Below are 10470 nucleotides of genomic sequence, written 5' to 3' on the forward strand. Positions count from 1 at the left end.
GCACCGTTAGGGCTCAGCAAGTCAAGGGGCGGCTGAGGTATAGAGGCGCAATTACGCAAGACACTGCGCGCGACGGTAGCCCTGGGGGCTCGTGCGACTTCCGAGGTCCGAATTACGTGCAAAACCGAGGTTGTGTGTAAGTGCGGCACCCGTCCCCGGGGCGGCATGGGCCCGAGGGGATGCGCGTCCCTGCTCGTCCGGGCCCGGCAACTGGGAGGACGTCGGTCACGTGGCCCCTGTGAGTCCGCGGACGGCGGTCGCGGAGGCTGGACGCCGCCTCCGGCGAGGATAATAACCCACACAACCTGACTTCTGTACGTAGAAACGGGGGCTCTGGTTGCGCGCGGCGCCCGCAGCGGGCAACTCGGGCGCTTCTTGCTGCCGTCTTTGATTGCGTGCCCGCGTTCTTTGGGGCCACCGTTGTCCAATCCCTAGGGGACGTATGGGACTCCGCTCGCCTGATGCCCTAATTAATGTCGCGTGCTTGTGCCAAAGTGTGGACAAGGTTTCCAAAAGGTTCTGGCTTGTCCCGTGAAGGGGGTCAGCATGGAAGCGGATGCAAATTGTGGCGCGTCGCTCTCCAACCAGGCGCGCTCGCTTTGGGGGAAGTCGGACTATGGAGTGGGGGAGAGCTGGCTGCCACTCTATGTCCACATGGCGGATTCCGCAGGAGTTGCATCGCGGTTGTGGAGCAGCTGGGTGCCACGCTCTACCAGGGAAATCGTTGCACGGGCTCTTGATGGAGACGAGAAGCTTGCACAGTCGCTTTTCGTGTTCCTTGCTGCAGTCCACGATATAGGGAAGGCCACGCCTGCCTTCCAGATCAAGGGGTTGTCGTTCAGACAAGGCGGAGAAGGCGGTATTCTGTGGAAGCCAGAACATGCTGGGCTGGTCATTCGGCATGACCTCTCTGGCAGGCCCTGCCCAACACATCCAATTGCTGGTGAAGTGTTGCTTGCTGAGTACCTCAAGGGACACTGCTTTGCTGGGGACGACAAAACAAGGAGCGCAAAAAGAGAAACAATAAGGCGGACATCTGCTATTTCAAGCATTGTTGGTGCACACCACGGGAGATTTCCTACCGTGAAACGCCTCAAAGACGCAGCCGATGATAGCGTAGCCCTCGGACATGCGGGCGAGGGCTCTGCAGATTGGATTCGCATCCAAGATGAGCTAATCTCGTATGCCCTTCAACTGGCGGGGCTCTCTAAAAACGATGTGCCTCGTTTCGCACATCATCATCTTACCGTTGCCACCGAGAGTATTCTCACCGGCTTGGTTATCATGACCGACTGGATTGCGAGCGACCAAGATATCTTCCCACTCATTCCCCTGTTTGGAGAAGATGGCTGCAGTAGCATCGATCTTGAGGCTCGGTGCACCAAAGCATGGGACGCCGCTGCCATTCTTCAGGCGTGGTCGGAGTCACGACCGGACGTTCTGCCCTTTGACCAGTTCTTTGCAGAGAGGTTTGCGCTTCCGAAGGCTGCCAAACCTCGGCCAGTTCAAGTGGCGGCCGCTCGTGCTGCTTGGGAACTAGATGAGCCTGGCATCATGGTGATAGAAGCCCCCATGGGGGAGGGCAAGACCGAAGCAGCCCTTACCGCGGGAGAGCTCCTTGCATGGCGATATGGCTTGAGCGGGGTGTGCGTAGCGCTCCCCACCATGGCCACTACAGACGCAATGTTCGACCGCGTGGAATCCTGGCTCGAGCGCCTTCCGCATGAGGGTTCTAGCCCAGACAAAGATATCTATCTCGCACACGGCAAGGCCCAGCTTAACGAGCAGTTCCAGGGCCTCGTCCGCCGCTCTCGCCAAACGTCTCGTTTTGATGTGGGCATTGATATGGCCGATGAGAATGGCCGCTCAAAGGCAGATGACGTCGTGGTCTCTGATTGGATGTTTGGCCGCAAACGCGGGATGCTTGCGAACTTTGTCGTCTGTACCGTCGACCAGGTTCTTATGGGCGCCTTGAACATGAAGCATCTCTCGCTAAGGCAATTAGCCCTGGCCAACAAGGTCGTCATCATCGACGAGTGCCATGCCTATGATCTCTATATGCGGCAGTATCTTAACGTTCTTCTCCAGTGGCTTGGCTACTGGCACGTCCCGGTTATTCTGCTTTCTGCAACGCTGCCAATAAGCCAACGCAACGAGATGGTTGGCAAGTACCTTGAAGGGCGGCGGCTTTCGGTAGCCCCGACTGACGAGATCCAGTCCAAAGACGAGCAGGACGCTTTACTTCTCTCAGGCGAGGCTGCGGATGCATACCCCCTTGTCACGTACTCGGATGGAGACACTGCAAGAAGCATAGAGACCAAGCCGTCTGGTCGTGAAGTTAGCGTAGATGTGTCCGTTATCGACGACGATGTTGAAGCGCTTGCAGACCTCCTTGCAGACCGTCTTTCTGACGGTGGCTGTGCAGGCGTGATATGTGACACCGTAGGTCGCGCCCAAGAGGTGGAACGTGCGCTCGATGCCCGCTTTGGCGTCGAAGCAGTCTTGCTCGACCACTCTCGGTTCATTGACATTGACCGCATGGAGAACGAAAAGAAGCTAAGAGAGATGCTTGGCCGCCAGGCGACCGCCGGAAATGGAGGGCGACCAAGGCTTTTGATTGTTGTGGGTACGCAAGTGCTTGAACAATCGCTGGATATTGACTTTGACCTTCTGGTAACTGATATGGCGCCAGTCGACCTGGTGCTGCAGAGGCTCGGAAGGACGCATCGACACCATCGCGGAGCGGACGAATGCGACAGACCAGCATTGCTGCGAACTGCTACGTGCTATGTGCGAGGAGTTGTTTCATTTGGGGATGAGGGCCCCGAGTTTGCCAAAGGGCTCACACGCGTGTACGACAAGGCAACCCTTACGGAGTCTCTTGCTGTCCTTGGACTTGATGCAATGGACAGCAAGGCGTCTATTGAGCTCCCGCACGACATTCCCCGGCTCGTAAGGACTGCCTATTCGGACGATGTCCAAAATGCCATTCCGGATGCCTGGTCGGAAGGATATGCATCCCAGAGAGCAGCTAGAGACGAGAAGTTTGTCTCTAAGGTTCACAGGGCCCAAACATGTCTTCTAGTGGAGCTGCCGTACGCAATACAAAGTAAGTGGTCGCTTGTTGACCTGGGCGAGCGGACCGAGGCGGTTGCCGAAGATTCGCGGGACGAAGACCGCGGCCAGCGGGCGGTTCGTGACACGCAGGAGACGGTCGAGGTGCTTCTTGTTCGAAAAGGGTCTGATGGCGGTATTTCGCTACTGCCGTGGATTGGCGGCAAAGGGGTCGAGAGGGGAGAAGGGCTGCCTACAGATCTTGAACCAAACAGGGGGCAGTCCCTCCTGCTGGCCCAGAGCGCGGTAAGGCTTCCGCTTTCCGTTTGCCCTCTGTCGCAGATAGATGCCTGCATCAAGGAGCTTGAGAACGGGTGCGGCGTGTACGTGCGGTGCTGGCAGGAGTCACCTTGGCTTGCAGGAAGGTTGCTGCTGCCCATGGACGAAGTCGATCCGGGTGTCTTTGAGACGGAACTTCTCGGCAAGCGACTGCGATATACCCGTCGGGAGGGATTCTCGACCGTTGGCGTATATACATCCCATACATTTTCTAGTTGATATATTCTTGTCATTGAAGTTCCCAGTTCCCCATATGCATGGGGATGATCCCTAGAACATGGAGGGGATTTCGTGCTCCCCGCGAATGCGGGGCTTGTGTGCAAAGGGCGGCGTGACTTTCGGAAAGGAGGAGTAATGGCAAGCGAATCGGTTGAGCCCCATTTCAACTTGGCTACCGACCCCTGGATACCGGTTATCTACCAAGACGGAACGTGCCGAGAGGTGTCGATTCAAACCGTATTTGAAGATGCCGAGCAAATCCGAGAAGTTAGTGGAGATTCCCCACAACAGGTGTTGCCAATGCTTCGGTTGTTGCTTGCGATTCTCCACAGGCAGCTTTCGCAGGGGGGTACCAAGAGCGAGGACGATTTGCTCGACTGGTGGGAGGATACCTGGGAAAGCGGTCACTTTGACTTGGACGGGATTCTCGCATACCTGGCATCTGCCAAGGATAGGTTTGACCTCTTCGATCCCAGTCACCCCTTCTATCAGGTGGCGGGTCTCGAGTATGCCGGCAAAGACCCTGACGGTGTAGACGAGCTGGTTGCCGACGTTCCCAAGAGCGACAAGTTTCTCTTCTCTCTGAGAAGCAAGGGTCGCATTGATGGGCTGACCTTTGCCGAGGCAGGCAGGTGGCTTGTCTTTCAACAGGCATACGCGACTGCGGGCATCAAGACGCCTGTCAAGGGAAATACCCACGTGAAGTCCGGCAAGGTATATCCACCCAAGGGGGCTGTTGGCACGGGCATGCTGGGCGCCGAGGGTGGCGTGTTTCTCGAAGGTGCCAACCTTTTTCGGACCCTCATGCTCAACCTGGTGCTCTTTGACAATGCGCGCGGAGGAAGGCCCATTGTTGGTTGTGGGGAAGACGTGCCCTCATGGGAACGAGGAGAGGTTTCTCCTGACTACCGCATTCCAACTCCGGGTGAACCCTATGGTCCCATTCAGTGCTACACCTGGCAGAGCAGGCGGATGCGCTTGGTTCCTAACGACAAAGGTGATCGCGTCATTGGGGTGATTAGCTGCTACGGAGATATTCCCGTTGTCATGGACAAGGAAGGTTCTGAACTCATGACAGCGTGGAGGCCAAGTACTTCTCAGCAGAAGAGCCTGGGTCTTCCATATGCGCCTCGCTTACCCAAAACGCATGATCCAACGCGTGCTATCTGGCGTGGCCTTGCCTCGATAGTTTCTGTGGGGCAGGACGGTGACCTTCGACCGGGAGTTGTTCGTTGGGTAGAGCGCCTTCGCTACGAGGGGGTTCTCTCGCCGGAAGAGTACCCGGTGGTTGCGATTCATGCGCAGAGTATGGCATACGGAACGCAGAACAGCGTGTTTGCCGATGCTGTCGATGACAAGTTCGACTTGAGCGTCTCTTTGTTCGAGCATGACTCGTGTGCGTGCAATCGGGCGCTTGCAACCATTGACTCTGTTGACCAGGCAGTTGGCAAGGTTGTGAACTTTGTCTCGAACATCCAGAAGGCATCAGGAGACAAGGCTTCGTCGACAGTTGCGACGCAAGAGCGGAACCGCGTGAGGGAATCCGTCTTCGCGGAGCTTGACGCCATATGTCGTACGCGGCTCGCCCATTTCCCCAATGAGGCTAGTGCCATAGAGACGTATTGCGCTGAATGGAGGGATGAAGTCCGCCGGAGGCTTCTCTCGTATGCCACGCGCTATTTGAACGAGTGCGATCGATCGTTTTTCGAGGAGCATGAGGGCATGACCGTTGGTAGGGCGATGGCTATCTTGAGGGCGGGTCTCTTCCAGACCCTGGGGAGGCTGGAAAAGCCGAGCCATGTGTCTGAAAACCCAGAGACCGTTCCGACAGAGGAAGGAAGGGAGTGATCTGGGCCATGTCAATAAGAGAAGTTTCCAGAGCGATTGGAAAATGTGTCAACACTAAGGTCGGTACGTTGCAGGCTGGCTATCTAGCTGATCGGGCGTCATCGAGGGCAAGCCTAGCGCGTCTCAGGCGCCTGGACACAGCAGGCGAGGCTTCTTGGATGAGTGTAGGGGAGGAACTTTTTGCCGATCTTCCCGATTTCGACTTAGGTGAAGATGCGGAACGCAAGGAGCTGGAAAGCGTTCGTGCCGCACTTCAGCTTTACGCCATTCTCCAACAGTCGAAAAAGAACCCCGTGGCTATGTTTCCCGACAACGGCGTGACTACGGGGTCGTTAGGAAATGCTTGCTATCTTTGCGTAAAGGCCAGTAATGGCAAGGGAGCCCCAGGTTTTATGCGCCGTCTCTCCTCAATCGAGGCGTCTACGGATTTTGCCGGAGCCATGGTCGGGGTTCGCTCGCTCGTGAGACTCATTCGTGCCGCTAAGGTAGAGGCTCCAATCCAGTTGGATTTTGGGCGTCTTGCCTCGGACCTCTTCGAGATTCAGTTTGAAGAAACAAGGGGAGACGTGTTCATGCGTTGGGCACGCGACTACTACAAGGCAAACCCCAAGCAGGATGACCAGAAGGCTCAGACAGACAGAGGCTAATGGAGGGAACTCGAATGATGTATCTTGACCTGCACGTGATCCAAAACGTTCCGCCCTGCGATATGAACAGGGATGACACCGGCACCCCTAAGACGGCAATCTATGGTGGCTACCAGCGCTCGCGCGTATCGAGCCAGGCATGGAAGCGTGCCATGAGGGAAATGTTCCCGGACTTGGTGGATGCATCCCAGCTTGGCGTGAGGACAAAGCATGCCGTAGCCCTGATTGAAGACGAGATTCTGCGCCAAAGGCCAGACTTGTCAGAGGCAGCAGGCGACCTTGCTAGCGATGTGCTTAAGGTAACGGGGGTACAGGTCGAGGCTTCGAGGCGCGCTGGATCAGAGAAGGGAACCCCCGTCTCCCAGTATCTCATCTTCATTGCCAGGACGGAGGTCGAGAAGCTCGCACGCATTGCCATTGATGCACATGATGCTGGTGAGAACTTGGCGAAGCCATCCAAGGAGATAAAGAAGGCTGTCTCGTCGGCATTTCACGGGACGCAGGCGCTAGACATTGCCCTCTTTGGAAGGATGCTCGCAGATGCCCCAGACCTGAACACTGACGCTAGCGCTCAGGTTGCACATGCCATCTCCGTCAACAAAGTCTCGCAGGAGTACGACTACTTCACCGCGGTGGATGATTGCGCTGCAGAAGACAACGCAGGCGCCGCCATGCTTGACACCATAGGATTTAACTCCTCGACGCTGTATCGATACGCAACCGTCTGCTTGCCATCTCTGGAAGAGCAGCTTGGAGATGTCGGGGCCGCAGCACAAGGCGTGCGCGCATTCCTCAAGGCGTTTGTTGAGTCGATGCCAACCGGCAAGCAGAACACGTTTGCAAATAGGACGCTTCCGAGCACCGTGCTTGTTGTGCTCAGGGATGACCAGCCTATCAATGGCGTCTCAGCATTCGAGTCCCCCGTCTCGCCAAAGGAGGGCGTATCGATTTCGCACCAGGCGGAAGATCGCCTTGCAACCAAGCTCCTCCAAATTTCCGAGACGTACGGCAATGATCCCGTCAAGGTGTGGTGGACTGCCGTCGACGGCGGGACGGATTCGCTTAAGCAGGTTGGCGAGCAGGTCACGTTCCCCAAGATGCTAGACGAGGTGAGCGCCAGCGTTCTTGATGCGCTTTCGAAGGGTGAGGAGTAATGGCCGTCCTTTTGCTCGAGCTCTCGGGCCCTCTTCAGTCTTGGGGTGACTCTTCACGCTATGTGAAGAGAGGGACTCGCTGGGAGCCTACCAAGAGTGGCGTTGTGGGAATGCTTGCTTCGGCACTGGGCAGATCGCGAGAAGACCAGGTTGATGACCTCTCATCTCTAGAGTTTGGAGTGCGAACCGATCAACCGGGACGCTTGCTGGTCGACTTCCAGACGGAGCGACCCCTTGGAGACGCCAACAAGGCCATGCCCCTCTCGTACAGGTACTATCTGGCGGATGCTAAGTTCTTGGTTGCGCTCGCTGGGGACGTCTCTTGGTTGCAGGAGCTTGACGAGGCGTTGCGGCATCCAAACTGGCCGCTGTTCTTGGGGAGAAGGTCTTGCCCGCCGGACACGCCGCCATCGCGGGGCGTGCATGACGACTACCAGGACGTTCGCTCGGCGCTCTCGACCGAGCCATGGCTCGCCACCGCGCGTTACAGGCGTAGGCACCAGCAGATTACTGAGCTCGAGGTGGCATGCGATGCGCACGGGGGTGAAGTGGCGGAGAGTCAGGCTGATCTTCCGTTGAGCTTTAGCGGATCCGGTAGAAAGTACGCGGGCAGAGGCGTGTATAGATTCCGAGTTCCCGTCGATCGGCTTGGTAGTGGAACCGTCTCCACGACTAGTGCAGGTGCTACAAGGTTGCCCGATCACAATCCAATGGGCTTCTTCTAGAGAACGAAAGGAGGTGCCACCATGTATATCTCCAGACTCCCTCTCAACGTCAGGCGTCCGGAGGCGATTCGACTACTTGCCTCGCCTTATCGTATGCACGCTGCAGTTGAGAATGCATTTTTGCCGGATGCCTGCCGAGCTTCGGACGAAGGGAGAATCCTGTGGCGGGTTGATTCTTCGCCAGCTCCCACAAAAGAGACGTGGCTGTATGTTGTAAGCCCCGATCGTCCTGACTTCTCGCATATTGCCGAACAGTGCGGGTGGCCTACGACATGCATCGGTGAGACCAAGGACTACTCGCCCGTGCTCAGGCGGCTTGGCGCTGGCCAACAGTGGCGCTTCAGACTTAAGGCAAACCCCGCACGGAAAGTTCTTGTCGACCAAGGAAAAGATCCAAATCCAAAGGTCGTGGGGACCATCCAGGGATGCGTCACCATGGCCCAGCAGGTCGAGTGGCTCTTGAGCCGCTCCGAAGGCCATGGCTTTAGAGTGGTCAACAGCGAAGACGGTTTTCCCGTGCTCACGGTTTCTCAACGGCACACAGAGAAGTATGGGAGACAGGGGAAGAAAGTCACTATCACCACCGCGATGTATGACGGAGTTCTTACTGTGTGCGACCCGGATCTCTTGCGGCACACCTTGTGCTTTGGAATGGGGCGGGCAAAGGGGTTTGGCTGCGGGCTCTTGACCGTCTCGCCCATGAGCTAGAGGGGCATGCCTAAATAATAGATTGTCCAAGGAGGGGCGACCATGTCCGACGCGATTGCCGGTGGAGGGAAATCAAATCGGAGGGGAGCCCCTCCGCCAGATATTGTCGACCTTGTGCGCGTGGAAGACAGGATTTCATTCCTCTACTTTGAACACTGCAAGATAAACCGGGCGGACAACGCGATAACCATTCGGGATGATGAGGGCACCACCTATGTGCCTTCCGCTTCCCTAAGTGTGCTCATGCTTGGGCCGGGCGCGTCAATAACACACGACGCAATGACGATGCTCGGAGAATGCGGCGTAACCGTAATATGGGTGGGCGAGAGAGGCATCAGGATGTATGCCTTTGGAAAGCCGCTTACCCATTCGAGCGTGCTTCTCCAGGCTCAAGCAAGGCTGGTGTCGAACATGCGGACCAGACTCGAGGTCGCGCGCAAGATGTATGGGATGAGGTTTCCCGGCGAGGACGTGAGCCATCTCACGATGGGTCAGCTGCGAGGGCGCGAAGGCGTTCGCGTGCGGCGCGTGTACAAAGAGTGGTCTGAGAAGACCGGTGTTGCATGGGACCGTAGGACCTATAACCCTGATGATTTTGATGACGCGACGGAAATAAACAAGGCGTTATCTGCGGCGCACTTTTGTCTCTATGCGCTTGCCCATTCCGCAATAGTTGCAATGGGGTGCTCTCCGGGCCTTGGCTTTGTCCATACCGGTCACGAGAGGTCATTTGTGTATGACATTGCTGACCTCTATAAGGCCGAGATTTCGATTCCCGTGGCATTCCAAGCGGCTGCCGAGAATCCCACAGATATTGGTGCCGAGACTCGTCGCAAGATGAGGGATGCGGTTTTCGACCTGTCGATACTTCCGAGAATGGTGACAGACATCAAGGGCCTGCTGTTGAGTGGAGAATCAGCTGGCAATGTTTCTGACCTTGCGCCAGAGATGAACCACCTTGGCCTTTGGGACGAGAAGGCCGGAGAGGTTGCTGCGGGAAAATCATACGCAGAGTCCGAAGATGGGGGAGGCGTGTAAGCGTGGTAGTGGTCGTACTGACGGCATGCCCCGTTGGCCTTCGAGGTGACCTGACTCGATGGTTACTCGAAATCTCTCCCGGAGTGTTTGTTGGGCACGTTTCCGCGAGAGTTAGAGACGGGCTTTGGGCGCGAGTGCTGGCCATGGTGCGCAACGGGAGAGCAATCATGGTGTATTCAGCTAAGAACGAGCAGCATCTTGCATTCAAGACGTTTCAGCCCGACTGGAAGCCGGTCGATTGCGAGGGGGTTGAGTTGATGAAAAGGCCTCTTGGGACCGATGACGCCACGATGCTTGGCACTCCGCAAAACGGATGGAGCTATGCGAGCAAGTATCGAGCGGCTAGGAAATTTGGAAGATAGCAGCCCGGCCATGGGCTTGTGTTGATACGCGGGTGCACTCTGACAACCGAATCTAGAATTGCGGAATGCGGTATATTCGTGCTGGTCGTTAAGTGTGCTCCCCGCGTATGCGGGGATGATCCCAACGACTAGGGGATGCACATGGCGACCGAGGCAGTGCTCCCCGCGTATGCGGGGATGATCCCCTCCACAGGCTACAGCTCAGGGGCCGGGCATGCGTGCTCCCCGCGTATGCGGGGATGATCCCATCGCCGACAACGCCATCGAGTCGTGGTACCTCGTGCTCCCCGCGTATGCGGGGATGATCCCTCGATGCTGCTCACCGAGGGATGGGACTGCCCAGTGCTCCCCGCGTATGCGGGGATGATCCCGCTAG

General features: G+C 56.9%; 8 protein-coding genes and 1 CRISPR repeat array. All 8 genes read left to right on the forward strand.

Going from position 1 to position 10470, the window contains the following annotated elements; all coding sequences use genetic code 11:
• The first annotated feature begins 546 nt into the window (after positions 1–546).
• Positions 547–3612, forward strand: coding sequence for a CRISPR-associated helicase/endonuclease Cas3 (locus BMX94_RS10265; RefSeq protein WP_091006275.1), 3066 nt, complete (start codon positions 547–549; stop codon positions 3610–3612).
• 72 nt (positions 3613–3684) lie between these two features.
• Entirely contained in the window at positions 3685–5460 is a 1776-nt protein-coding gene (casA, locus tag BMX94_RS10270; protein WP_143052315.1) for a type I-E CRISPR-associated protein Cse1/CasA, read from the forward strand.
• 8 nt (positions 5461–5468) lie between these two features.
• Complete coding sequence (casB, locus tag BMX94_RS10275; protein WP_286160094.1) at positions 5469–6107, forward strand: type I-E CRISPR-associated protein Cse2/CasB; 639 nt, start codon at positions 5469–5471, stop codon at positions 6105–6107.
• 14 nt (positions 6108–6121) lie between these two features.
• On the forward strand, positions 6122–7261 hold the full coding sequence (gene cas7e, locus BMX94_RS10280; RefSeq protein ID WP_286160093.1) for a type I-E CRISPR-associated protein Cas7/Cse4/CasC: 1140 nt from the start codon (positions 6122–6124) through the stop codon (positions 7259–7261).
• Positions 7261–7986 (forward strand): type I-E CRISPR-associated protein Cas5/CasD, encoded by a 726-nt coding sequence (gene cas5e, locus BMX94_RS10285; protein WP_091006282.1) that lies wholly within the window; start codon positions 7261–7263, stop codon positions 7984–7986. Before cas7e ends, cas5e begins: the two co-directional genes overlap by 1 nt.
• Positions 7987–8007: 21 nt before the next feature.
• The gene (gene cas6e / locus BMX94_RS10290; RefSeq protein ID WP_091006284.1) at positions 8008–8694 is read left to right on the forward strand and encodes a type I-E CRISPR-associated protein Cas6/Cse3/CasE; all 687 of its coding nucleotides are present in this window, start codon (positions 8008–8010) and stop codon (positions 8692–8694) included.
• 42 nt (positions 8695–8736) lie between these two features.
• On the forward strand, positions 8737–9732 hold the full coding sequence (gene cas1e, locus BMX94_RS10295; RefSeq protein ID WP_091006286.1) for a type I-E CRISPR-associated endonuclease Cas1e: 996 nt from the start codon (positions 8737–8739) through the stop codon (positions 9730–9732).
• Positions 9733–9740: 8 nt separating this feature from the next.
• A complete protein-coding gene (gene cas2e, locus BMX94_RS10300) occupies positions 9741–10094 on the forward strand; it encodes a type I-E CRISPR-associated endoribonuclease Cas2e (protein ID WP_286160095.1) in 354 nt (117 codons plus the stop codon).
• 94 nt (positions 10095–10188) lie between these two features.
• A CRISPR array of direct repeats spans positions 10189–10465; the repeat unit is 29 nt; unit sequence GTGCTCCCCGCGTATGCGGGGATGATCCC.
• Positions 10466–10470: the final 5 nt, after the last annotated feature.

It is taken from the genome of Olsenella sp. KH3B4 (assembly GCA_900111695.1).
GTDB lineage: Bacteria > Actinomycetota > Coriobacteriia > Coriobacteriales > Atopobiaceae > Tractidigestivibacter.